This is a genomic window from Algoriphagus terrigena DSM 22685 (assembly GCF_000429445.1).
In the GTDB taxonomy this organism is placed as follows: Bacteria; Bacteroidota; Bacteroidia; order Cytophagales; family Cyclobacteriaceae; genus Algoriphagus; species Algoriphagus terrigena.
Map to the genome: position 1 here is coordinate 39583 of NZ_AUBW01000026.1, position 24470 is coordinate 64052.

A 24470-nucleotide genomic window follows, 5' to 3' on the forward strand; every position below is an offset into this window, starting at 1 on the left:
GTTTCAGGCTTTGGCCTTTTCTAGTTTAATGGCCAGTTCGAAGTCATCCATATCCAATACCGTCCCGTCAGATACCGACGCCAGAGTCAGTGTGAGTGCCTGGGTTTCGGACTGGATATACTGACCAAAGGAGGAAACGGCTGCATTTACGAGCTCGTTGTCTTCGGACACAATGATGTTGATTTTATCCTGAACTTCCAATCCCATCTCTTTTCGTAGATTTTGGATGCGGTTGACCAGATCACGGGCGATTCCTTCCTGCTTGAGTTCTTCGGTCAAAGTCACGTCCAAAGCGACGGTCACTCCCTGATCGGAAGCGACAAACCAGCCGGGAATATCCTGAGAAGTGATCAATACTTCCTCAAGAAGCAAGACGATGCTTTCTCCCTCGACCTCAACGGAGATCTGTCCCTCGCGTTCGATCTGCGCGATTTCGTCCTGTCCCCAGGCGTTGATCGCAGCGACGACGAACCGCATCTTTGGTCCGAGTTTTTTACCCAAGACGGGCAGGTTTGGTTTTACGTTTTTCACCAAAATGCCCGATGCATCGTCCAGAAACTCGATGCCTTTGATGTTGACCTCGGATTTGATCAGGTCGGCCACGTGCTCGATTTGAGCCTGGGTCTTTTTGCTGAGCACCGGGATCAGGATACGCTGCAGTGGCTGTCTGACTTTGATTCCGATCTTTGGATTTTTTCTCAGTGAGTGTACCAAAGAAGAGATCGTCTGCGCCAAGTCCATGCTGGCTTCCAGATCCGGATTGATCAGCGCGCTGTCCGCAGAAACCCAGTCCGACAGATGGATGGATTCTTGGCCGCTTTCCCCGGCCTCAGTCAGATTTTGATACAGCCAGTCTGCATAGAACGGCGCAAAGGAAGACATCAGCTGAGTCAGGGTAAGCAGCGCTTCGTAGAGTGTCTCATACGCCGACTGCTTGTCCGCATTCATATCTCCTCTCCAGAATCGCTTTCTGGCCAGGCGAACGTACCAGTTGGACAGGTGATCCACGGTGAAGTTCATGATGGCGCGGGTCGCGCGGGTCGCGTCGTAGTTGTCCATAGATTCCTCTACTTCCGCGATCAGGGATTGCAGCTTGGAGACGATCCACTGATCGAGCTCTGGCCGCTGGTTGACGGGTACGGACTTGGATTTGTCGTAGACAAAAGCATCCAAGTTGGCGTAGAGCGCAAAGAAATTATAGGTGTTCTGAAGCGTGCCAAAGAAGCGACGCTGCACCTCGGTAACTCCGTCCAGGTTGAATTTCAGGTTGTCCCAAGGGTTGGCATTGCTGAGCATGTACCAGCGCAAAGCATCCGGGCCGTATTCTTTCAGGGTTTTGAAGGGATCCACCGCATTGCCCAACCGCTTGGACATTTTGTTGCCGTTTTTGTCCAGCACGAGTCCGTTGGCGATCACATTTTTGAAGGCCACGCTGTCAAACAGCATCACGGCAATCGCGTGAAGGGTAAAGAACCACCCACGGGTCTGATCCACGCCCTCGGCGATGTAATCGGCCGGATAGTTGGCTTTGAAGATATCTTCATTTTCGAAAGGAAAGTGCCACTGCGCATACGGCATCGCTCCTGAGTCAAACCAAACGTCGATCAAATCCGGCTCCCGAAGCATCTTTTCGCCCTTGGAGGACACCAAGATGATTTCATCTACATAGGGTCTGTGAAGATCCAGCTCTTTGCCTTCGTAAGGAGACTTTTCCATAAATCCCGCCGCGATGGACTTCTCCATTTCGGCATTCAGTTCAGCGATGGAGCCGATGCATTTCTCTTCGGTCCCGTCGGAGGTTCTCCAGATCGGCAGCGGCGTCCCCCAGAAGCGGGAACGGCTGAGGTTCCAGTCCACGAGATTTTCCAGCCAGTTGCCAAAGCGGCCCGTGCCGGTCGCTTCGGGCTTCCAGTTGATGGTCTTGTTGAGCTCGACCATCCGGTCCTTGTATGCGGTTGTTTTTACAAACCAGCTTTCGAGCGGATAGTACAAGATCGGCTTGTCCGTTCTCCAGCAGTGTGGATAGGTGTGCTCGTATTTTTCGACCTTGAAGGCCTTGTTTTCATTTTTCAGGATGATCGAGATGATCACATCGGTGTTCTTGTAATCCGCCGCGTTTTCATCGTCCTCGAGGTAGTTTTTCACATAGAAATCATCCGCTCCGTACGTCTTGTGGGCGGCGATTGCATGCTCCTGCATCTTGGCAGCCAGGTATTCTCCGACCACGGGCAGGAATTTGCCTCGCTTATCCACCACTGGCATCTCATTCCCCAGTTCGTCTTTGACAAAGACGCCAGGCACCTTGTTTTGCACCAAAGTTCTAAAGTCATCCGCGCCAAAAGCCTTCGCCAAGTGCACGATCCCTGTACCGTCTTCGGTGGTCACGTAATCTCCAGAGACGACCGTGAAAGCTGGATTTGGCAGGGCCAAGGCTGCGATCGGGAACAATTGCTCGTACTCCCAGCCCAGCATGGATTTGCCTTTGAACTCTTCGACCACTTCGTAAGGGATCAATTTGTCGCCCGGTTTGTAGTCTTCGATTTTGAGCTCGGCGGCTTTTGGATTGAGGTAGGCAGCCATTCGGGGCTTGGCCAAGATCACCGTTACCGGCTCGAAAGTATAGGGATTGAAAGTCTTCACTTTCACATAATCCAAGTTTTCCCCGATTGCCAAAGCCGAGTTGGACGGCAAAGTCCAAGGCGTGGTCGTCCAGGCCAGGATGTAGGTATTTTCTTCACCCTTCAGCTTAAACTGCGCCGTGATCGAGGTGTCTTTTACGTCTTTGTAGGTGCCAGGTTGATTCAGTTCGTGGGAACTCAAACCTGTCCCGGCAGCCGGGGAATAAGGCTGGATCGTGTAGCCTTTGTAGAGCAAATCTTTGTCATAGAGCCTCTTCAGCAGGCTCCAAAGCGACTCGATGTAGTTGGGCTCAAACGTGATATACGGATCATCCAGATCGACCCAATAGCCGATTTTCTCGGTCAGGTCGTCCCACTCTCCCTTGAATCGCATGACCGTCTCCCGGCACTTGCGGTTGTATTCCTCGACGGTGATTTTCTTGCCGATGTCCTCCTTGGTGATGCCGAGTTCCTTTTCCACCTGCAGTTCCACGGGCAGACCATGGGTATCCCATCCGCCTTTGCGTTTGACCTGAAATCCTCGGAGAGTCTTGTATCGGCAGAAGATATCCTTCAGCGTGCGGCCCACCACATGGTGAATCCCCGGAGTGCCATTTGCCGAAGGCGGACCCTCGAAAAAGGTAAAAGTCTCCGCGCCGTCACGGTTGGCAACTGACTTTTCGAAAATCTTTTTTTCTTTCCAATACTCAAGGACTGACTCCCCGATCTGCGGATAGTCGACCTGCTTAAATTCCTGATACGTTTTCACTGGTTTCTTTCTGGTGAATTGGGAGTTGGGGAAGATTTGGGCGTGCCCCGCCTTGAAAAAAGGCGGGTCGGGCTATCCGCTGTATCCCGTCTCCCCGAGAAAATCGGGGTGCCGGGATGCCGCTTCTATCCCTCACGCGGGCCATCCCGCTCAAAACAAGCCACAAAGATAGAAGAATTGGGCTTTTCGGGGAGATGGAAATTGGAAATAGGGAAAAAGCTTGAGTTTTGGATCAAGTGGTGTCTTCAAAAGGGATTAAAATCAGGAGAAGGCTCAGGCCTGAAGGGCCGATTTATCCCAACCCAGTCCGATAGGGCTGGGTTTTGCAATCGACTCGATACCCGTTAGGCCTGAAGCGCCGATTTCCAAAATCAATAATCAGGAACAAAATCGGTCCTTCAGACCTTTGTCCTTTGCGTGTGTCCCACCTTTCCCGGAGCTCATCCGCTCCGGGCTGCTATAAATCAGGCTTTCAGCCTGGATAGTTCCCACAGGTTCGGGTTTCTAATTCAGCCATTTGAATCGGAATGTGGCATTCCCCCAAAATTGGGTAATTGATTGGGCTAAAGCCCGGATGCCTCTTGCATCATTTCAATCCTCCCGCCCCGAAAGCTTTCGGGGCAGGAGGCAATTCATAGCCTGGTTTCCAACCAATTGAATAGGAATGTGGCTTTAGCCCATTCCTCTGGGGATTCAATTACATGCAGGGCTTTAGCCCAATCTTGGGAAATACATCCAAACACCAGGATTATCAGCTATTGTCGTCCTGTGCGGAATATAATTCTGTTAAAATTTCAACCTAAATATTTTATTTTTAAACGGGCAATTATTTAAATTAGTAGGAGTTAATCTATTTTTCACCATTTAATCTTTTTCAATATGAGCACAGACAATCTGGTCTCGGTCGATATCCCCGACGGGGAAATCGCCCAAGTACTGGCGGCCCTGACCACCGCATCCGACATCCTCATGAAGTACCTCATCGCACTGACTCCCGAGCAGCGTGCGAACATGCTCAAGCTGGGGGACGCCTCGGTGGCTTTCGCCTCCAAGGCCATGGAGTACCTGAAGTCCAGCCCCACCTTTCTTCCGGCGACTGTGAGCGCCGTGGAGATGGAAAAAGACTGGAAAGTCTTCAACCAGCTTATGCCTGTCATTCACCTGCTGGACAAGCTCTACAGCGGGGTCAGCGATACGTCTATGGAGGCAGGCTCGGAGCTGTACAAAAACTGCCTGCTGTACTACACCGGTGCCAAGATCGGCGCAGAGATGAACTACCCGGGAGCCAAGCCCATCAGCGAGGATCTCGGCAAGCGATTCAAGGGACAAGGCCGCCGCAATGGCCCCCCTCCCACAGAGTAAGGTTGTTTGATTACCTCAGTACAGGGCCGACAGCATCGCTGCCGGCCCTTTCTATTGCCGCCCGCAACGCACGGGACATACTTGGTATACTCCGAGGTATGTCGACTGAGCTCCGGGGCAAAAAACTTCGACGCAGCAGGTAACTGGAGAAGCACTTTGGTAAAAAACTTCCCTTTCCCGCCAAACTTGAACGCCTCGGAGGCTAAAAACTTCGCCACTCTGGTAAACTTGAAATGCTCGTCCGGTAAAAACTTCACTTCCCACCCAAACTTGTTTCACTCCGGGGCGAAAAAGTTATCCTCTGAGCATAACTTTCGAAGCTCCGAGGTTAAAAAGTTATCCTCTGAGCATAACCTTCGAAGCTCCGAGGGTAAAAGGTTATCTTCCGAGCATAACTTTCGAAGCTCCGTGGGTAAAAAGTTATCCTCTGAGCATAACTTTCGATGTTCCGAGGGTAAAAGGTTATCCTCTGAGCATAACTTTTTATCAGCCGAAGAAAAAACAGCGAGCATCCAAAAAACACCTTTTCGTTTTCAGGAAGACTGATATCTTTAGGGAACAGATTTCATACACGCAGTCCATGACCACAGCAGAATACAGCATCAACACCCGTTATCGCTTGGGAAACGCATGGGGCTTTCACATCGGAGGATACCAGCCTGCCCCGAAATGGATTAAAGACGGAATCCTTGATTTCGAAGACATTATGCATTATGAGGAGATTATTAAGACATTGGCGGAGAGGGAGAGAGTTATTAGGGAGATTGATGGGGTGGGGATATGACTGGTATTTGCAGACTTTGCCAAGAGGAGAAGGAATTGTTGAAAAGATCTCATATTATCCCAGATTTTATGTATAAAAATCTATATGATGAAAAGCATAGATATATAATTACAACAAATTCTGACATAAAAAATAAAACTAACAACTTTGAATTACCTCAATCCGGAATTCATGAGCCAAACATTTTATGTAAAGAATGCGATAACTCACTTCTATCAAGTTTTGAAAGATATTTTTCAATTTTTTTCAATTCAAATAAAATTCCAATTGAAAAATCACCAAATTTGATCAGTGATTTTGATTTAAATGGAAATAAATTTTTTCATTGTTCAAATGCCGATTATTCAAAATTAAAGTTGTTTTTTCTTTCAATTCTATGGAGGTCAAGTCTATCAAATCATGAGTTTTTTAAAGAGATATCTTTAGGACCTCATGAAGATAAAATAAGGCTGATGTTATTAAACAATTCGCCTGGTGATGTTGATGATTATCCAGTTATGATTTCAATTGTTGATCAAGCGCCTAAAAGCCCGAAAGATTATATTGGGCAGCCAACATTGAAGAAATATAAAGGCCACAAAATTGCAGGTTTTTGGATTTCATCAATAATGTTTGCAGTGGTAATTTCTTCCCATAGAAAACCTTCTGAGTCTCTTATAATGTCATTAAAACCAAATGGTGAATTCCTTTTGCCGTTTGTGTCTAAATCTAAAGCTTGGGAATTGATGCTTAAATATTCAGGCTTATAATAATACAGTACTAACCCACCTCGGCGTAGTCTATTGTCTTCCAGGGTTGTGGCTTAACTATATTTAAAAAAAACAATTATGAAAAAAAGTAAAAATTATGACCGGGCTATTATTTTAATTCAGAATCAGGTACAGTTATTTTGGCTAGTATTTTCAGCTTTCTTAATTACTGAAACTGTAATATTAAGCTCAATTGTAACTTTAATCAAAGATGAAAAAAATATTCTAATATTTTTTGGTAGTATTTTTGGGTTATTGATTTGTGTTGCATGGTGGAGGTCATTTCAATATAATCATGCTTTTTATCTACTTAGAATTGAAGAAGCAAAAAAATTAGAGAAGAAAAATGGATTCTATAAACAGGGTGACGAACTTATTAAAGAGCGATGCATCAAAATTGGGAAAAAACCAATAACTATACCATGGCATGGAGGCTCTCCAAAAAAGGGACTTGAACTACTGATTTTTCTTTTCGCCTTTTCATTTTTAGCATTAGTGGTTCTTAACAATCCATTTTTCAATCTTTTTTGGAATTTTTGCTTTATCTGTAACCCCACCTCAGCGTAGTCTATCGTCTTTCCGCTTGGGGTTCCGTGAAGGCCCCGGAGGGTGTCGAACTCATTTCGTCCCTTCCCAGAAAATCCCCGATCGCTGCTCCCCAATCTCTAATCAATTGAAGATCAACTGGCCCTATTTTTGACCAAAAAAATCCACCGGGAAAAGGAACCAAATCCGCTGGTTTGGTTATTTTCATACCACTCAATCATCACTTTAAACCTCACTTTTATGAACGAACAACAGAAACAAGCGCTCGAAGAGGCCATTGACGCCTTGAAAGGAAAACTCACCGGAGACATGTTTGCCGACATGGAGGCCCGGGACGAAATCCACAACCTGGAGATGCAACTCAAAGGGGTGAAGCCAATGGACTCCCACTTCGACTGTATCGGCTGCGGCAGCTAAGCATCACCGCAGTGGCCAGTTACTTTATTCTCTACAAGCCCTTTGGGGTCTTGACACAATTCACCGGAGAGGGGCCCACGTTGGCCTCTCTTGGTGCTTTTCCCCGGGAGGTTTATCCCGTAGGACGACTCGACAAAGACAGCGAAGGACTCCTGCTCATCACGGATGACAAGGTTCTCAACCATCATTTACTTAATCCGCGTTTCGGGCATCAGCGAACCTACTATGCGCAAGTCGAGGGGATTCCTACCCCAGAGGCTTTGAAGCAGCTTCGTGCCGGTGTGACCATCAATGTCGATGGGAAGGACTATAAGACGAAGCCAGCCTTGGCAAAGATCCTGGAGCCTGCGCCTGTTTTACCCGAGCGAAATCCCCCGATCCGCTACCGCGCCGCGATCCCCGACACCTGGATCGAATTGACCCTGATCGAAGGGAAAAACAGACAGGTGCGGAAGATGACCGCCGCCGTGGGATTTCCCACGCTTCGGTTGGTTCGCTTTTCGATGGAAAAGATCAACATCTCGGGAATGCAGTCGGGAGATATCCTTGAGCTGGATGAAAAGACGGTCTATCACCAGCTGGGCTTGACAGGTTTTGCAAAGACGGGTGCCTCGCAGGCAAAGGGCAGAAATAATCCTCGCTAAGAATCCCAAGGCATAGTCCGGGTTAAAAAATCCTAAATTGACCGCTTAACCAATGCAATTCCACTTATCCGTTTTAAGATTGTCCGTTGGTACAAAATCACCTATTTTAGCCCGGCCGAATCAGGCATCTAATACTAGTAGTTCATGCATCAGGAAAAAATCGCCGAAGTAATCCAGGAAGTCAAAAAGGTAGTAGTTGGTCAGGACAAGATGGTCAACCGACTGCTTATCGGGCTATTTACCAATGGGCACATTCTCCTCGAAGGGGTGCCCGGTCTGGCCAAAACACTGACAGTTAACACGCTTGCCAAAGTCCTTCACCTGGATTTCAACCGTATCCAGTTTACGCCGGATTTGTTGCCTTCCGACTTGATCGGAACCATGATCTACAATCAGCAGACGGCAAGTTTCGAAGTGAAAAAGGGTCCGATCTTCTCCAACGTCATCCTCGCGGATGAAATCAACCGATCACCGGCAAAGGTTCAGTCGGCCTTGCTGGAAGCCATGCAGGAAAAGCAGGTCACGATCGGAGAGACATCCTTTGCCCTGGATAAGCCATTCTTGGTATTGGCTACCCAAAACCCGGTCGATCAGGAAGGAACCTATCCGCTTCCCGAAGCGCAGGTGGATAGATTCATGATGAAAGTACACATCGACTATCCGAGCAAAGCCGACGAAATGGAGGTCATGCGCCGGATGTCCAATATGCAGTACACTTCGGAGGTGAGACCGATCCTCTCCAAGCAGGATATTTTCGACATCCGCAATGAGATCAACGCGGTCAATATGGCTGAGCCGTTGGAGCATTACATTATTGAGCTGGTGTTTGCGACTAGATTCCCGACGCAATACGGACTGAAGGACGAAGCGAAGTACATCATGTTTGGTGTTTCGCCCCGTGCCAGTATCAATCTAAATCTGGCCGCCAAAGCGGTAGCCTTCATGGATGGCCGTGACTATGTGCTGCCGGAAGACATCAAAGAAATCGCCGAAGACGTGCTGAATCACCGGATTTTGCTCAATTATGAGGCGGAAGCGGACAATATCAGCACCAGAAGTCTGGTCAGAACCCTTCTGGAAAAAGTACCGATTAATAAGTCGGTAACATTGAAGTAACATCAAATCCAGCATACGAAGGCTTTCCCGAGGGAAAGCCTTTTTTTTTGTTTCAGCTGTTAATTCAATATTAAATTCTGTCTGGAATTTTAAAAAAAGCATAAACAGCAAAATTCTCTTGCGGGGAAAATTGAAGTCAGTTTTGCATCATCAAAACGCAAAACCATAATTCAATTTATACCAAATGAAAAAGTACAACTACCTGTTGACGCTTATTACAGCTTCCCTTTTGGGACTTTCGAGCTGTATCGAAGGAAACGACAAGCCGGACACCGACGACGGTGATGACTCAAGTGTAGTGATCACTTCCAACATTACTACCAACACCACGTGGCAGACCGGCAAGGTGTACGTGCTCGGCGGTAGAATCGCCGTGACTTCCGGAGTGACCCTCACGATCCAGCCTGGCGTAGTCGTCAAGGGTGAAGTGGGATCCGGCGCCAACGCGACTGCATTGATCATCGCCAGAGGAGCTAAAATCATGGCTGAAGGAACAGCCGCACAGCCAATCATCTTCACATCTACAGCAGATGAGATCATGCCGGGCCAGATCGCTTCTCCAAATATGGAGCCCACTTTGGAGGGTCTTTGGGGAGGTTTGATGATCATGGGCAAAGCCAAAGGCTCTTTCGCCGGCGATGTGGCTGAAATTCAGATCGAAGGAATCCCTGCTTCTGATACCAACGGATTGTATGGTGGCAGCGATGACGCTGACAACTCCGGTGTGTTGAAATACATCTCTATCCGTCACGGCGGTGCTAACATCGGTGAAGGTAACGAGATCAACGGCTTGACCCTGGGCGGAGTAGGCTCTGGTACTGTCATCGAAAACGTAGAAGTAGTTGCCAACCAAGATGACGGAATCGAGTGGTTTGGCGGAACGGTTTCTGTCAAAAACGCACTGATCTGGAATTCCGGTGATGATGCGGTCGATACCGATCAGTCATGGGCAGGTACTTTGGACAACTTTATCGTGATATGCGGTGTCAATACCGATCACGCCCTTGAGATCGATGGACCGGAAGGTGCTTACAACGCAGCACATACTGTAAAGAACGGCTCAATCAAAGGCCATCCAAGCTCTGAATTTGCTGACTTCAGAGCGGGTGCAAGAGGCACGTTCGAAAATCTCTACTTCTTCAACTTCCCAGCTCCATCGGACAACAACAACGCCGGTAAAGGTGACTTGTCACTTAGCGGTGACAATACCATCGCCAACTATGCTGGAGGTATCCTGAATTTCTCCAAACTGGAGGCAACGCTTGCCGAAGGCGTGACACTGGATCAAGCGTTCAGAAACGGTACATCTGCTCACGCCAGCACCGTTGCCTTGAAGGCAAACACCGTAGGTGCTGACAAGGCCGCATTCAACGGCTGGACTTGGGCTGCTGCTGCAAACGCTCTGGCTGATTTCAAATAATCAAAAACAAACACATCCTGAAGAGAAGGTCTTGCAAGGACCCTTCTTTTCAGGATTACTCTATTGAATACTTTCTACTGCTGTATGAAAACCAAAGCATCCAAATCTCTCTTTAAAACCTCCCTGGCCATTGTGCTGCTGGTATTGTTCCAGTTGCTGGCAGGGTTTGCTTTTGCACAAAACGGTACCATCCGTGGCGCCGTCTATGAAGAATCAACCGGAGAACCTCTCTTTGGGGTTTCGGTTTTGATCAAAGAACTATCTACCGGTGCCGTCACCGATTTTGACGGGAAGTTTGAAGTCCAGGTAGCACCTGGCGCCTACACTGTCCAAGTGTCCTACCTGTCCTACACGACATTTGAGTTGACAGCTGTGGTGGTAACTGCGGGCCAAGTCAATGTCCTTCAGGACGTCCTGATGAAAGAAGATGCTTCTGAGTTGGAGACCGTAACGGTACAAGCGGCTGCGATCCGAACCACAGAGTCGGCGCTGATGTCGGTAAAACGGGGCGCTCCAAATCTGCTGGACGGAATCTCTGCTAGTACCTTCCGCCAAATCGGCGATGGTGATGCTGCTTCTGCAGTGAAGCGTGTCACCGGAGTATCCATCGAAGGAGGCAAGTACGTCTACGTGCGTGGCCTCGGTGACAGATACACTAAGACGGTCTTGAATGGCATGGACGTGCCAGGTCTGGATCCGGATCGAAACACGATCCAGATGGATATCTTCCCGACGAATGTGATCGACAACATCATCGTATCCAAGTCATTTACCTCTGACTTGCCAGCTGACTTCACAGGCGGCGTGGTAGATATCGAGACCAAAGATTTCCCGGAGGAAAAGACCATGAAGTTGGGCATCTCGGGCGGTATCAATCCTTCGATGCACTTCAATAAAAACTATCTCACGTATCAGGGCGGGAAAACAGACTTTTTGGGCTTCGATGATGGAACCCGCGCGATCCCAACTGGCGGGAGTACAAATATTCCCCAGTACGGTCAGGTCGTCGGCAATCCAAATAGCCCCGCAGGACTGGAATATCAGGACATCCTCGGCAATTTCAACAAGACTTTGGGTGGAACCCGCCAGGCCAGCATGATGGATTTTGGTCTTTCTTTTTCCCTCGGAAATCAAATTGTCAGACCGAAAGTCACGTGGGGTTACAATGCCGCGGTGACGTACAAAAACGAAACAGAATACTACCAGGGAGCCGAATACAACCTGTATGGAAAAGCGATCGGCGAGACAGACACCGAGCTTGAGGCCCTTGAAAAGCAAAGAGGAGACTTTGGTGTAAACAATGTGCTACTTGGCGGGATGGCCGGTATTGCTTTGAAAACCAATGCTTCCAAGTACAAGATCAACATCCTTCACCTTCAAAACGGCGAGTCTAAAGCAGGAACTTTCGACTTCGTGAACACCAACCTGGGCGCCAACTTCGAGGCAAAGCAATACAACTTGGAGTACAGCCAACGAGCTTTGACCAGCATCTTGCTGTCAGGTACTCACTTTTTCAACGGAAGAGACTGGGAAGTAAACTGGAAGATCGCGCCGACTCTTTCCTCCATCGAAGACCCGGATATCAGATTTACACGCTTCAGATTGCCTACCAACAACATCTCTACCGAAGTAGGTCTTCCTGCACGGATCTGGAGATCATTGCAAGAGGAGAATGTGAACGGGAAAGGCGACATTACCAGAAACCTTTCAGCCTTCAACAGAGACGCGAAATTGAAATTTGGTGGCAGCTATTCCTTCAAACACCGACTTTTCAACATCCAGAGCTTCCAGTTTCCGACCGGAGACACAGAGCTGACTGGCGATCCCAACCAGATCTTAGCGCCCGAAAATCTCTTCTCGGCGGACAACCGAAATGGCGTGCGATACAACCCGGACTTTATCCCGATCAACCCAAATGAATACGAAGCTTATGCTACCACGATGGGCGGATATGCTTCTATGGAGCTCAACCCAGCTGAGAAACTGAAGGCAGTAGTGGGATTGAGAGTGGAGCAGTTCAATCAGTTCTATACCGGCACCAACCAAACCGGCGATATCGTCTATGATCTGGTTGAGATGCTGGATGATTTGGACTTCTTCCCGACAGTGAATTTGATTTACAACCTGAAGGAAAACCAAAACCTGAGACTTTCGGCTACCCGCACTACGGCGAGACCTTCTTTCAAGGAGATGTCTTATGCGGAGATTCTAGACCCGATTTCTGGCAGAACTTTCATTGGTGGGATGTATCAGGAGACCACAAATGGCGGCACGGAAGTGTTGTGGGATGGAAATTTGACTTCTACGCGTATCAACAATTTTGACCTGAGATGGGAGATGTTCCAGCAGCGGGGCGAGATGTTTTCGGTAAGTGCATTCTACAAAACCTTCGACAGACCAATCGAAATGGTGCAGTTCCTGGCTGATCCAGGCACTTTCCAGCCACGAAATGTGGGCGATGGTGCAGTGGCCGGTTTGGAACTCGAATTCAGAAAGTCACTGAAGTTTATCGCTCCATCTCTTGAAGCGTTCAACTGGAATACCAACGTAACCCTGGCCGAATCACAGATCAAGATGTCTGAGTCTGAGCTGCGATCGAGACAAAATTCTGCCAAAGAAGGCGAAGTAGTCGAAGACACCCGTCAGATGGCTGGTCAGGCACCGTTCATCATCAACACAGGATTGTCTTACAATAGCTACACGACTGGATTCGAAGCAGGATTGTTCTACAACGTGCAGGGATCTACGCTTACGTATGTCGGATTTGGAAACAGGACAGACACGTTCACAGTGCCGTTCCATTCGGTGAATTTCAACCTCAACAAGTCATTTGGTGCGGACGAAAGAATCCAGGCCGGCTTGGGAGTTCAGAATATCTTGAACCAAAAAAGAGAGACGGTTTTTAGCGCCTATGGAGCAGAAGACCAGATCTTTTCCAGCCTATCTCCTGGCACTAAGATCAATTTCAACGTTTCGTTTTCTTTCTAAAATCACATTACCACAACCGAGAGAGGCTCCTTTTTGGAGCCTTTTTTCGTTTGGTAAAGTTGGTTGGAGTATTTTGGAGAAAATCTAAGCGATGAAGTACGTCTATGCCCTTGCATTATTTCTGGTCAGTTTTCAGCTGCAAGCGCAGGAAGACTTCGGTTCAGCCCAATTTTGGGACAAACTCAGTTCCCATTGTGGCAAAGCATTCGAGGGACAATTAGTCTCTCCGCAGTCAGATCCGAGATTTGCCGGAAGACTCATCATGCATGTTAGATCCTGCGAGGATGGAAGAATCCGGATTTCTTTTTTTGTCGGTGAGGACCGATCCCGCACCTGGGTTTTGACCAAAGATGACGCAGGCTTGATCCAGCTGAAGCATGATCACCGTTATGAAGATGGCTCCGAGGACAAGGTTACCCAGTACGGAGGGAAAGCGAGCAATACCGGTTCGGGGACAACTCAGTTTTTTCCCGCAGATCAATTCACCGCTGAGCTATTGCCTGCTGCCGTGGGTAATGTCTGGTGGATCACGGTCGATGAAAATTCCTTTACCTACAACCTGCGAAGGTTGGGTTCTGAGACGCTTTTTACAGTCAAATTTGACTTGACCAAACCCATCGCTGCACCTGAAGCACCTTGGGGTTGGGTAGATTGACGAAGCGGACTTAGGTGAGTTTGCGGATGATTTCTTCTGACTCAGGAAAAAGCGGAAGCAAGTCGTCCGTTTTGAAAAGCTCAAAATCCCTGAAATCAAATCCCGGGGCGACGACACAGGAAACCAACGCGTAGCTGTCAGGTTCATCCACAGAGCTACCAAATATCGTGTCGGCTTTGACCAAATGCTGCGGAGAAGTGCCTGAATGATCCACTTGCCCCAGCTTTAGAATTTCGTGCCCTTTTTCTCCCAATAGATGGATTGAAAGCGGGCTTCCCTCATGCCAGAACCAAAGCTCGTCACTTTTGATCCGATGAAAATGCGACACATCTTCCGAGCGCAATAAAAAGTAGATGGATGTCGCGAGGCTTCTTTCGCCGCTGGCGGTAGTCAGGTTTTCGGTAGATCGGTAGGTTTCTGCATAAAAGCCCCCCTCAGGATGGGCGACCAATCCCATGATTTCGATCAATTCACTGATCCGCTGCTCGCTCATGAGTACGATTTTACCAGGATCTCGACGATCCGCTCTGCGGTCTTGCCATCCCAAAGCGGAATGCCCTGATACTGTTTCCACTCACCTTTCATGATTTTGTCGAGGTAGGGCCTGAGTTTTTTGGGATCGGTGCCGACCAGTTCGTTGGTTCCCAGATGGATGGTCTCGGCGCGCTCGGTATTGTCGCGGAGAGTCACACAGGGGACATTCATCACGGAGGCTTCTTCGGTTACCCCGCCAGAGTCTGTGATGACTCCTTTTGCATTTTTCACCAGATAGTTAAACTCCAGATAGCCCAAAGGCTCGCACATCAATAGATTGGGTGCCTGGATACCGATCGCCTGGAGGTTTTTGGCAGTCCGTGGATGCACCGGGAAGATGATCGGAAGGCCACCGGTTCCAGCAAGGATGGCATCAATCATATCTTTAAGCGACTGCTCTTGATCGACATTGGCCGGGCGGTGCATCGTCATCACGAAGTAGTTTCCCGCCTCTAAGTTTTCGAAAATTTTGCCTTCGGGTTTTTTGAAAAAAGGCATTTGCGCTTTGAGCGTATCGATCATTGTATTGCCCACGAAGTGGATTTTATCGTCAGGAAATCCGGCCGCTCGAAGGTTCGAGTTGGCGATTTCGGAGGTGGTAAAGAAGTGATCCGTGATGCTGTCGGTCACCATGCGGTTGATTTCCTCTGGCATGGAAAGGTCTCCGGACCGGATTCCTCCCTCTACGTGAGCCACATCGATTTGAAGTTTTTTGGCGGCGATGGAGCAAGCCAAGGTGCTGGTGACGTCGCCGACTACGATGACCAGATCAGGGCGGTTTTCGATCAGTTCTTTTTCAAAAGCAACCATAATCGCCGCTGTTTGCTCTGCTTGAGTTCCCCCTCCTCCGCCAAGATTGGCATCAGGCTCGGGGATGTTGAGCTGCTCAAAAAAGTCTCCCGACATCTTCTTATCGTAATGTTGTCCGGTATGTACCAAGCGATAGCTCACGGCCACTCCGGCCTCTTGCTGCCGCTGGAAAGCGTGGATAATAGGGGCGATTTTCATGAAATTGGGTCTCGCTCCCGCAACGATTGTAAAGATGGGCATCAGCACATTGGTTTATTTGGGCAAAAATAGCTAATCCAAACGGACGGAGAGCCCCTTTGTCCCAATGATGCACAGCGTTTGGCTAAATTTTTGTTTCTTTGCCGAGGTGTTTTTTGAGTAAATCTTATTGAATGAGAACGATTAGTTGGCGGAATTACCTGCAAGGTTGGGCGCTTTTTGGAATGGTTGGCTTCATGACTTCCTGCTTGCCTACCGCAGAGATGGAACAAGTAGTGTATTCAAACGATTTCTCGGATTTGGATCTCGCGGGATTTGAAAATGCGAGGCTGTTTGTGTTTCAAAGCGACACCGTGGTCGGGTACTATCACAATGAAGAAGTAGCGGTGACCATCCCAGATATTCCTGCGCACAATTATCTCAAGATTACCATCGATATACTGATTCACGATAGCTGGGATGGCAATCCAGATGATGGGCTAGGAGGTCCTGATATTTGGTACATGGGCTACGACGGCACGGAAGTGTTCCGAACGACCTTTTCCAACACTCCCTGTGTGTCTACATATTGCCTGTATCAATCCTACCCAAATGACTATTTCAGGCAGAATGTCCCAAGATCCGGTGCTGTCCAAACCAATTTGCCTGGACGGTGTCTCTTTTCATCATCGCCTAATTACACCACCAGATACAGTATTTCGAAGTTGATTGAACATTCCAATCCAAGCGTGAGAGTATACATGGGAGATGAATTGACAGCAAACAATTCTCCTGACCCACTCTGCGATGAATCTTGGTCGATTGCCAAAGTTGAAGTTGAAGCCATCCAAACGAACTAAGGAATGAAAAAGGCACTGCAATTTCTCTCGGCTTCGGTTTTTGTTTTTTTGGTTATGGGCTTCCATACCATCGGTTTTTCACAGACAATACCGGTGGGTACGCCGGTATTGGACGAGTATCTGAGACGGCTTCAGCTGACGGGTCAGGTCGATTCCGCGTCTTCTTGGATGATCCGTCCGATCTATCCCACCGAGGCATTTGGGATTGAAAATGGATTTGATCTTGACAGCTCGGTGGTCGATCTGGACGTTTCCAAGTTGCATGGCCGATTCGGGAAAGACGGCAAGGGGAAGTTTTTGATGATGCCGGGTGTCTATAAGATGCAATACAATTCCACCTATGCTTTTGGTGTGAATGACGGCGCATTTATTCCAAACCGGGGAATTCAGCAGATTTTTAGTCCGGGTATTTATGCAGAATACAAGAACTTCACGCTCCAATTCCAACCTGAGATTCTTCTGGCTCAAAACAAAGATTACCTCGGATTTCCGATCGAGCACCAGTCGACAATCCTGTTTTATTACGAATACATGAACCGGATCGACATGCCGGAGCGCTTCGGGGACGGAGCCTTCAATCGCGTCTATCCGGGCCAATCTAGCTTGAGATTCAACTTGAAGGAATATTCCGTGGGGATTTCGACCGAAAATCTATGGTGGGGACCTGGGCGGAGAAACTCTCTGCTGCTGGGAAATAACGCTCCCGGATTTCTGCACCTCACGCTGAACACCCGAAAACCCGTCAAAACTGGGATTGGGTCTTTCGAAGGACAAGCGATTGCTGGTTTTTTGAAATCATCCGGTTATAAGCCGCCGTGGCCGGACTATTACTTCCAGCAAAACCCTGTCTACATTCCTCCACGCGAAGATGGCAATCGGTATCTGTCCGGATTGATCCTTACTTACCAACCAAAGTGGGTGCCGGGCCTGTTTCTAGGCTATGGGTCTGTTAGCCATATGTACCGAGAAGATGTGTCGAGTATCGGAGACCTACTTCCTGTGTTCAACGGTAGAAAAGGCCCCTCCAACGTGGTTGATCCGATTGCAAACAAAAGGCAGCAGTTCAGTTCCGGGTATTTTCGATGGTTAAGTCCACAGGGACGCTTTGAGTTTTATGGGGAGTATGGAACCAGAGGCAATAGCCGGAAATTCGAAGATTTTATCACCACCCCCGAGTCAGGAAGAGCATTTACATTCGGCTTTGCCCATCTGATCAATCTAAAGAAATCGGGTCGTTATCTCGAATTAAGTTCTGAGATGACCCTCTCGGGCCAGACGATTCGTGAGGATATCCGGCAATTGAGGACTTGGTATATTCACGATTATGTGCGGCATGGCTACACCCATCAGGGACAGGTGCTCGGGATCGGGAACGGTCCGGCATCCAACCAGCTGTTTGTTGGAGTTGCCTGGGTAGAGGGTTTGAAGAAAATCGGACTCCAGTTTGAGCGAATTGAATACAACAACGATTTCTACTATTTCCGGTATGAGGCATCCAAAGACTGGAGAAACAAATATGTGGACTTGGTGTTTACCTTGGCACCGGAGTGGAAATTTGGAAGCTTTTTGCTCTCTGGAAAATTCCAGTACGTGAGTACCTTGAACTACAAATGGTACTTGGAAAATAGCCCCGACCAGTATTTTGTCCCTGGCTACGATCGTAAGAACTTTGTGGGGCAGATTGGATTGACTTATCTATTCAAATAATCTCCTTGCCCGGCCAGTCAGTCTGGAAATGAGCAGCGTGTGAAGTTTATTGGGTAATTCCTTCCTTTCCCACTTCGACAGTGGAGACCTTTGGACCTCTTTCAGCTTGAAGTCCATTTGGCTGCCTTGTTTGTCGAGTTGTGTTCCCGAACTAGTTGAAGTTAAAAAAGCCTCATCTTTGATGCCAAATCACAAAGTAGCGTTGTCCCTATGAAAGCCGAAAAAAACACAGTAGTCGCTGTAGCCTATTCTCTCAAAGTCGATGATGGAGAAAATGGTCAAGAGTTGTATGAATCAGTCCAAGAAGATTCCCCGTTTTACTTCCTGTTTGGTCACCAAAATGTACTTCCTAAGTTTGAAGAGGCGATTGCCGGCAAGGAAGCCGGAGACGTTTTTTCTGTAGCCATCGACTTTGAAAATGGCTATGGGGATTACGACGAAAACAAAAAGGTGATCATCCCAAAGACAAGTTTTAAAGAAGAGGGGAAAAAGAACAAAGACCTGCTCAAGGTGGGCAATGTGATCCCGATGCAGGACGATAAGGGAAATGAGATGCGGGGCGAAATCATCAAGGTCGATTATCTGGGCGTGCATATGGATTTCAATCCCCCGCTTGCAGGATACGACTTGGCTTTTGAAGGCAAGATCATCTCCATCCGCGAGGCGCAGCCTGTCGAGATCGAGCATGGGCATGTGCATGGACCGGACGGCCATCATCACCATTAATATTCTCCAGATTTTAGGCCGTGCAATAAATGCCCTGTTCATAGAATAGGGCATTTGTCGTATGGTGCCAGATAGGGAGCTTAGGTAGTTTTGACTTATTCATAAATCAAAAACCAAAGCTTTACTGTTATGAGAAATCTGATTGAAATTTTGGGAAAGGCAGCTCTTTTGGGCTTTTTTATTGCCTTCATGGCCTGCTCCAATGATGACGGGCAGGATGTGTCCGGAGGGAATGAGGTATTCACGGGCGACGTAGCCGGAGTAGGTACGATCGCGGCATCCAAAGACTACGACACGGTCTCGGGGACCAAGATTGCCGCAGGGGGAAACAACATAGTCGTACTCCAGGGAACCGACAACTCCGGCAAGGGCTTTATGATCCGGCTTTCGACTACAATGGTCCGGGCGAGTACACGCTGGGCTTTACCAACATCGCCAACTCCGCGACCTACATCGGTGGTACCGCGTTGGGCGAACAGTATTCCACCGCTTTCCAAGGAACTTCAGGAAAGATCACTGTGGATTCTGACGATGACAAGCGCATCGAAGGCACCTTTGAGTTTGTCGGAAAAGTGAACAATACCTCCAGCGCTATGACGGTAACCAATGGATCGTTTAAGGTAAACCTGCAGTAAGCGGTTATTCCCCGGATCTGGGAGCGAAGTATGGTTAATTTTTTGAGATGGTGAGTTTCCGGATGACGTGGGTGATGACTCCAGAGATGTAGCCGGGCTTCCAAGAGATTGGAAGCCCGATTTCATTTTTTCAGTTCGTAGCCGTAGGTTTTGTAAGCCAAGTCAATGCTCAGCTCACGAAGGCTTAAAATCCGATCCGAAGGGTACAGCAAATACGCTTTGGATAACTGCTCAACGGCCTGACCGAAGGCCTGCGCGTTGAAATGAACGATAGCATCGTTATAATATTGAAGTCCAGCAAGCTGCGTCAGAGTTACTTTTCTGAATATCGTATTGTCGCTGTAATCTATCTCAGGCCCAGCTAGCCGTTGATTTACTGCTCTCAGCGTCGCAGACTCTTTGGGTTTGTATGCGTCGAGGTATTTTTCAACTTCAGACGGGGAAGTGATCATGCCGCCGACGGGAAGAGTGCTTTCCAAAACAATTTTTTCCCCCTCCAGATTGACTGCGATAAAGACGTGATAGTCGGTTTCGATGATATCAAACTCGTATCCGTATCGCTCGAGTAGCATGCCCAAGGCCGCCGATCCGCTGACGCAATCAAATTGTCCCTCGGAAAGCATCAAGTTAAAGGTGGAGTGTTGCTCGTACTTTTTGAAGAGCTTCTGGTGACTCTTCTGGAAGATTTGCCGGAGAAAATTGACGTCAGTCCCGCTTTTAGAGGCTTTGGAATCCAAGTCCTTGACCAAGACGGTCCATGCATCTTCAGAGACTATCTTGTCCGCTTGCACTGCCTGGAAGAGGTGAAAGGGATTTTCGTCCCCAGAGGTCCAGATGGCTTGCTCCTTTTGGGAATCAAAGGTCAGTTTTTCATACGCAAGCACGTCAGTCTGAGATCTGCCGATCTGGGCAAACCCCGTCATAATCAAGAGCATGAGTAGGACCTTTTTCATCCCGAATGAAGCCAATGTTAACCAATTGATCCAAAGTTAACAATTTGGTAACATTGACAAAAAAAGGATGAAAAACTTAACATTGGGAGCGGTTTTCCAGTGGCAGTTTTCCCTTCGACTTCGCTCAGGGTGACAATGGTGTCAGCCTGAGCGGAGTCGAAGGCGTTGTCAATGAGAAGGAAAGGAAGTTCAAAGAGATTGCTTCAGGGTTTTTGACTTCCTGCCAAGTGTTTGTCGTAGGGCCAACCCTTCGCAATGACGACAAACTGCGACTGAATACTGAAACCTGTTTACTCGTGATGATAGGGCTCGTTTCGCAGTATTGTGAATCCGCGATAAAGCTGCTCGATAAAAAACGGGCGGATCATCTGATGCGAAAAAGTCATCTTGGAAATGGAAAGTTTACCATTTGCCCTGGCGTAAACTTCATCCGAAAAACCATACGGGCCCCCGATCACAAAGATCAACTGCTTCAGTCCTGCGTTCATCTTTTTCTGAAGGTATTCGGAGAATTCCATCGAGCTATAGCTCTTGCCTCGCTCATCTAATAGGATCAAGTCGTCGGAAGCGATGACGTTTTTCATGATCAATTCTCCCTCTTTTTCTTTTTGAAGGACTTCGGAAAGCGACTTGGTGTTTTTCAGATCAGGGATAATTTCCAGCTCAAACTTGATGTAAAAATTCAGCCGCTTGCTGTACTCTTCAATCAGAGCGATAATGGCCTTGTTGTCTGTCTTGCCGACGACGATCAGTTTGATAGTCATGCACAAATCTAGGAAATAGAGGCCGTACTGTTTTCTCTTTCCAATCTCAGGGATAAAACTTACTTTCCTTTTTTGAACACTCTTGCCCCCCGATTTATGAGAAAATCTATACTAGCGTTCGCTCTTTTTTGTGGAGCAAACCTCGGCTTTGCCCAGTCTTCCGCCCCGTATTTTGTCCTCGACCCCACGCTCACACCCGATGCAAAAGAGATCGTGTTCAGCTTCGAGGGAGACCTGTGGAAAGTGCCCGTATCGGGAGGGGCTTCGATGCGACTGACGGCCATGGAGGGAATTGAGAGTCGACCAGCCGTCTCTCCTGACGGGAAATGGCTGGCATTCACCGCTGAGCAATACGGCAACAAAGACATCTTTCTGATGCCGATGGCCGGAGGCGAAATCCGCCAATTGACCTTCCACGAAGGAACCGATGAAGTGGAGTCCTGGAGCTGGGAAAGCGATCAGATTTACTTCACCTCCAACCGGTACAACAACTTTGCGTCCTATGTGATTGGCTTGGACGGCGCAACGCCGAAGCGTCTTTTTCCGCACTATTTCAATACGGTCCACGGTGCGGTGGTGCAGCCAAAGACGGGCGAGATCTACTTTAATGAGACTTGGGAAAGTAAAAACTTTGCGCATCGCAAGCGCTACAAGGGCGAATACAATCCGGACATCCAATCCTACAACCCGGCAACGAAGAAGTTCACGCAGTATACCGACTACGAGGGCAAGGACTTTGGAGCGACAATTGACGCGGCTGGAAATGTCTTTTTCCAGTCGGATGAAGCCAACGGCGAATACAATCTGTACACCATCAAAGGAGCGACAAAAACTGCTTTGACAGACTTTCCCACCTCGATCATGTGGCCAAAAGTCAGTGCCAACGGAGAGAAGATCGTTTTCCGCAAGGACTATCAGATATTCGTCTATGATGTGGCTTCCGGCGCGACCACGCAGCCGAACATTTCCATCTATCAAAACCAAACCTTGCAGAAGGAAATCAACCGGAACGTGGCCGGGAATATCTCCAATTTTGATGTTTCCCCTGACGGGAACAAGATGGCTTTTGTCTCGAGAGGTGTGCTTTTCATCTCGGATGTGAAAGGGAAATTCGTGCAACAGATCCCGACGGATCCCAAGGAAGCTGTGGAGGAAGTGAAGTGGCTGGCAGACAATAAAACGCTGATCTATTCCCGTACGGTGAAGGGCTATCACAATTGGTTTACGATCTCTGCGCAGAAGCCGGGCGAGGAAAAGCAGCTGACAGATGACAAGTTCAAGAACCGGCTGCTGACGCTGAACAAGGAGCGGACCTTGGGTGTGTACATTGGCGGGCGCAATGAAGTCCGCGAGATTGATCTCAAGACGCTGGCCAGTAAGACACTCGTGGAGGATGAGCTTTGGGGACTTTACACCCCAAATGCCTATCTCTCTCCAGACGACGAATATGTGGTGTTCAGCCCGATTCGCAATTTTGAGAGGGAAGTGATCGTCTATCACCGCGCTACCCAAAAAACGATCAACCTGACGGAGACCTTGGTGACCGAGACCGCACCGTATTGGTCGCCAGATGGCAAATACATCTACTTCGCATCCGACCGGACGCATGCGAGCTATCCCTATGGCACCACCGATGCGAATATTTATCGGATGAAGTTGGACAAGTTTGCGGCGCTTTTTGAGTCGGATAAGGTCGCGGAGCTTTTCAAAGAAGAACCCAAAGAAGATAAGGATAAAAAAGAGACCAAGGAGGAAAACCCTTCTGCTAAAGTAAAGATCACCCCTGGCGACTTGATGGATCGACTGGAGCTCGTGGGGCCGTCTTTTGGGCAGCAAGACAATCCGGTCGTCTTGCAGAAGGACGGGAAGACTTGGGTTTTCTATGTGTCCAATCACGATCAGGGAGACTCAAAATTATGGAAGACGACCTTCGAGGATTTTGAGAAAACAAAGACCGAAAAGGTCGGTGATGATCGGGTTGGCGGTTTTGAACTCGTGCAGGCAAAGGACAAAGTTTATCTTTTAGCAGGTGGAAAAGTACACGCGCTGGATCCTGCTAGCAATAAAACCGAGGAGATCAAGATCACTCAAGCCTTTGACAAGAAACTTGGGGACGAGTTTGAGCAGATGTATTACGAAGCTTGGGCAGGAATGGAGCAGAACTTCTATGACGGGGACTTTCATGGGGAGAACTGGCAGGAATTGAGAGACCGCTATGCGGAATTTTTGCCATACGTGACCAGTCGGGAGAATCTCCGCACGATCTTCAACGACATGCTGGGCGAATTGAATACCTCGCATTTTGGCTTCAGTTCCTTTGGGGATGAGGAAAAGGCTTACTTCGGCACGCGCTCGATGAGCGCTGGGATTGTCTTTGAAGAGGAGAACCCCTTTACCGTAAACCGAATCCTGAAACACAGTTCTGCAGATCTTGAGCCAGCGCCGGTCATGCCGGGTGATGTCTTGACCGCAGTGAATGGGGTAAAGGTCGACACTACAAAAAACCGCGAGCAGTACTTTGCCGGGCCTACGATGGCCGAGGAATTGATCCTGACTTTTGACAGAAAGGGAACAGCCGTGACTTTAAAAGTCCACCCATCGACCTATTTCGCCATGAAAAACTTGCTATACGACGAGTGGATGGATACCAACGAAGCCTATGTGGATGAGAAGTCCGGCGACAAAATCTCCTACGTCCACATGAAAAACATGGGCGGCGGCGAACTCCAGCACTTCCTGGAATACATGGTGTCCAACAAAGCAGACCGGGAAGGCTTGATCCTCGATCTGCGCTACAATACCGGCGGCAATGTCCACGACCAGGTCCTCCAGTTCCTGAGTCAAAAGAGCTACCTCCAGTGGAAGTACCGCGACGGTAAGTTGACAAATCAGCCCAATTTTTCTCCTTCGGATAAACCAATCGTACTACTGATCAACGAGCAATCGCTTTCGGACGCTGAGATGACCGCGCAGGGTTTCAAGCATCTGGGACTGGGTACCATTGTCGGCACGGAGACCTACCGTTGGATAATCTTCACTTCCGGGCAGGGATTGGTTGACGGTTCCTTCTACCGACTTCCGGCATGGGGATGCTACACACTCGATGGCCGCAACCTGGAGAAAGACGGTGTCGAGCCGGACATCCGGATGGACGAGGGATTTGTGGATCGCTTAGAAGGTAGCCAAAAGCAGCTGGACAAGGCGATTGAGGTGATCTTGGAGAAGTTGAAGTAGGA

Annotated in this window: 20 protein-coding genes; 15 read left to right on the forward strand and 5 right to left on the reverse strand. The window is 48.5% G+C overall.

Annotation, left to right across the window (positions count from 1 at the left end; genetic code table 11):
- Positions 1–3: 3 nt before the first annotated feature.
- Positions 4–3387 carry an isoleucine--tRNA ligase gene (gene ileS, locus G459_RS0120650; RefSeq protein WP_026969340.1) on the reverse strand — a complete coding sequence of 1128 codons (3384 nt, stop codon included), beginning with the start codon at positions 3385–3387 and terminating at the stop codon, positions 4–6.
- A gap of 879 nt (positions 3388–4266) precedes the next feature.
- On the opposite strand from ileS, the gene G459_RS0120655 reads away from it, so the two are divergent.
- The 10 genes from G459_RS0120655 (at position 4267) to G459_RS0120700 (ending at position 14068) form a co-directional block, all read left to right on the forward strand.
- Entirely contained in the window at positions 4267–4749 is a 483-nt protein-coding gene (locus G459_RS0120655; protein ID WP_026969341.1) for a hypothetical protein, read from the forward strand.
- Positions 4750–5329: 580 nt separating this feature from the next.
- Positions 5330–5533: a hypothetical protein gene (locus tag G459_RS0120660; RefSeq protein WP_026969342.1), complete on the forward strand. Its 204-nt coding sequence runs from the start codon at positions 5330–5332 to the stop codon at positions 5531–5533.
- Between the two features lie 68 nt (positions 5534–5601).
- Positions 5602–6282 carry a hypothetical protein gene (locus G459_RS0120665; protein ID WP_157373395.1) on the forward strand — a complete coding sequence of 227 codons (681 nt, stop codon included), beginning with the start codon at positions 5602–5604 and terminating at the stop codon, positions 6280–6282.
- Positions 6283–6360: 78 nt separating this feature from the next.
- Positions 6361–6849 carry a RipA family octameric membrane protein gene (locus G459_RS0120670; protein WP_026969344.1) on the forward strand — a complete coding sequence of 163 codons (489 nt, stop codon included), beginning with the start codon at positions 6361–6363 and terminating at the stop codon, positions 6847–6849.
- Between the two features lie 219 nt (positions 6850–7068).
- Entirely contained in the window at positions 7069–7245 is a 177-nt protein-coding gene (locus G459_RS30210) for a hypothetical protein (protein WP_169725053.1), read from the forward strand.
- 11 nt (positions 7246–7256) lie between these two features.
- On the forward strand, positions 7257–7889 hold the full coding sequence (locus G459_RS28085) for a pseudouridine synthase (protein WP_035456541.1): 633 nt from the start codon (positions 7257–7259) through the stop codon (positions 7887–7889).
- A gap of 144 nt (positions 7890–8033) precedes the next feature.
- Positions 8034–9005, forward strand: coding sequence for an AAA family ATPase (locus G459_RS0120685; protein ID WP_026969345.1), 972 nt, complete (start codon positions 8034–8036; stop codon positions 9003–9005).
- Between the two features lie 184 nt (positions 9006–9189).
- Entirely contained in the window at positions 9190–10425 is a 1236-nt protein-coding gene (locus G459_RS0120690; protein WP_026969346.1) for a hypothetical protein, read from the forward strand.
- Positions 10426–10509: 84 nt separating this feature from the next.
- Complete coding sequence (locus G459_RS0120695) at positions 10510–13413, forward strand: TonB-dependent receptor (protein WP_051315342.1); 2904 nt, start codon at positions 10510–10512, stop codon at positions 13411–13413.
- Positions 13414–13504: 91 nt separating this feature from the next.
- Positions 13505–14068: a hypothetical protein gene (locus G459_RS0120700; RefSeq protein ID WP_026969348.1), complete on the forward strand. Its 564-nt coding sequence runs from the start codon at positions 13505–13507 to the stop codon at positions 14066–14068.
- A 10-nt stretch (positions 14069–14078) separates the two neighbouring features.
- Here the strand turns inward: G459_RS0120700 and G459_RS0120705 are convergent, their stop codons facing one another.
- Both G459_RS0120705 and wecB read right to left on the reverse strand, forming a co-directional pair.
- A complete protein-coding gene (locus G459_RS0120705; RefSeq protein ID WP_026969349.1) occupies positions 14079–14561 on the reverse strand; it encodes a cupin domain-containing protein in 483 nt (160 codons plus the stop codon).
- The gene (wecB, locus tag G459_RS0120710) at positions 14558–15652 is read right to left on the reverse strand and encodes a non-hydrolyzing UDP-N-acetylglucosamine 2-epimerase (protein WP_026969350.1); all 1095 of its coding nucleotides are present in this window, start codon (positions 15650–15652) and stop codon (positions 14558–14560) included. Before wecB ends, G459_RS0120705 begins: the two co-directional genes overlap by 4 nt.
- 131 nt (positions 15653–15783) lie before the next feature.
- Here wecB and G459_RS0120715 point away from each other — a divergent pair, with 131 nt between their 5' ends.
- The 4 genes from G459_RS0120715 to G459_RS30650 all read left to right on the forward strand — a co-directional run bounded on the left by G459_RS0120715 (position 15784) and on the right by G459_RS30650 (position 19517).
- The gene (locus tag G459_RS0120715) at positions 15784–16449 is read left to right on the forward strand and encodes a hypothetical protein (RefSeq protein WP_026969351.1); all 666 of its coding nucleotides are present in this window, start codon (positions 15784–15786) and stop codon (positions 16447–16449) included.
- Positions 16450–16452: 3 nt separating this feature from the next.
- Complete coding sequence (locus tag G459_RS0120720; RefSeq protein WP_026969352.1) at positions 16453–18156, forward strand: capsule assembly Wzi family protein; 1704 nt, start codon at positions 16453–16455, stop codon at positions 18154–18156.
- 210 nt (positions 18157–18366) lie between these two features.
- Positions 18367–18882 carry an FKBP-type peptidyl-prolyl cis-trans isomerase gene (locus G459_RS0120725; protein WP_026969353.1) on the forward strand — a complete coding sequence of 172 codons (516 nt, stop codon included), beginning with the start codon at positions 18367–18369 and terminating at the stop codon, positions 18880–18882.
- Positions 18883–19334: 452 nt separating this feature from the next.
- On the forward strand, positions 19335–19517 hold the full coding sequence (locus G459_RS30650) for a DUF6252 domain-containing protein (RefSeq protein WP_425393751.1): 183 nt from the start codon (positions 19335–19337) through the stop codon (positions 19515–19517).
- 122 nt (positions 19518–19639) lie between these two features.
- Here G459_RS30650 and G459_RS0120735 read toward each other — a convergent pair whose 3' ends face one another.
- Both G459_RS0120735 and rlmH read right to left on the reverse strand, forming a co-directional pair.
- Positions 19640–20470 carry a hypothetical protein gene (locus G459_RS0120735; protein ID WP_026969355.1) on the reverse strand — a complete coding sequence of 277 codons (831 nt, stop codon included), beginning with the start codon at positions 20468–20470 and terminating at the stop codon, positions 19640–19642.
- A 290-nt stretch (positions 20471–20760) separates the two neighbouring features.
- On the reverse strand, positions 20761–21234 hold the full coding sequence (gene rlmH, locus G459_RS0120740) for a 23S rRNA (pseudouridine(1915)-N(3))-methyltransferase RlmH (RefSeq protein WP_026969356.1): 474 nt from the start codon (positions 21232–21234) through the stop codon (positions 20761–20763).
- 96 nt (positions 21235–21330) lie between these two features.
- Here rlmH and G459_RS0120745 point away from each other — a divergent pair, with 96 nt between their 5' ends.
- Complete coding sequence (locus tag G459_RS0120745; protein WP_026969357.1) at positions 21331–24468, forward strand: S41 family peptidase; 3138 nt, start codon at positions 21331–21333, stop codon at positions 24466–24468.
- The last annotated feature ends 2 nt before the right edge of the window (positions 24469–24470 follow it).

Coding starts and splice junctions, on each gene's coding strand:
- G459_RS0120655 (WP_026969341.1), top strand. CDS start 4,267: ATGAGCACAGACAATCTGGTCTCGGTCGATATCCCCGACGGGGAAATC.
- G459_RS0120660 (WP_026969342.1), top strand. CDS start 5,330: ATGACCACAGCAGAATACAGCATCAACACCCGTTATCGCTTGGGAAAC.
- G459_RS0120665 (WP_157373395.1), top strand. CDS start 5,602: ATGTATAAAAATCTATATGATGAAAAGCATAGATATATAATTACAACA.
- G459_RS0120670 (WP_026969344.1), top strand. CDS start 6,361: ATGAAAAAAAGTAAAAATTATGACCGGGCTATTATTTTAATTCAGAAT.
- G459_RS30210 (WP_169725053.1), top strand. CDS start 7,069: ATGAACGAACAACAGAAACAAGCGCTCGAAGAGGCCATTGACGCCTTG.
- G459_RS0120685 (WP_026969345.1), top strand. CDS start 8,034: ATGCATCAGGAAAAAATCGCCGAAGTAATCCAGGAAGTCAAAAAGGTA.
- G459_RS0120690 (WP_026969346.1), top strand. CDS start 9,190: ATGAAAAAGTACAACTACCTGTTGACGCTTATTACAGCTTCCCTTTTG.
- G459_RS0120695 (WP_051315342.1), top strand. CDS start 10,510: ATGAAAACCAAAGCATCCAAATCTCTCTTTAAAACCTCCCTGGCCATT.
- G459_RS0120700 (WP_026969348.1), top strand. CDS start 13,505: ATGAAGTACGTCTATGCCCTTGCATTATTTCTGGTCAGTTTTCAGCTG.
- G459_RS0120705 (WP_026969349.1), bottom strand. CDS start 14,561: ATGAGCGAGCAGCGGATCAGTGAATTGATCGAAATCATGGGATTGGTC.
- wecB (WP_026969350.1), bottom strand. CDS start 15,652: ATGCCCATCTTTACAATCGTTGCGGGAGCGAGACCCAATTTCATGAAA.
- G459_RS0120715 (WP_026969351.1), top strand. CDS start 15,784: ATGAGAACGATTAGTTGGCGGAATTACCTGCAAGGTTGGGCGCTTTTT.
- G459_RS0120720 (WP_026969352.1), top strand. CDS start 16,453: ATGAAAAAGGCACTGCAATTTCTCTCGGCTTCGGTTTTTGTTTTTTTG.
- G459_RS0120725 (WP_026969353.1), top strand. CDS start 18,367: ATGAAAGCCGAAAAAAACACAGTAGTCGCTGTAGCCTATTCTCTCAAA.
- G459_RS0120735 (WP_026969355.1), bottom strand. CDS start 20,470: ATGAAAAAGGTCCTACTCATGCTCTTGATTATGACGGGGTTTGCCCAG.
- rlmH (WP_026969356.1), bottom strand. CDS start 21,234: ATGACTATCAAACTGATCGTCGTCGGCAAGACAGACAACAAGGCCATT.
- G459_RS0120745 (WP_026969357.1), top strand. CDS start 21,331: ATGAGAAAATCTATACTAGCGTTCGCTCTTTTTTGTGGAGCAAACCTC.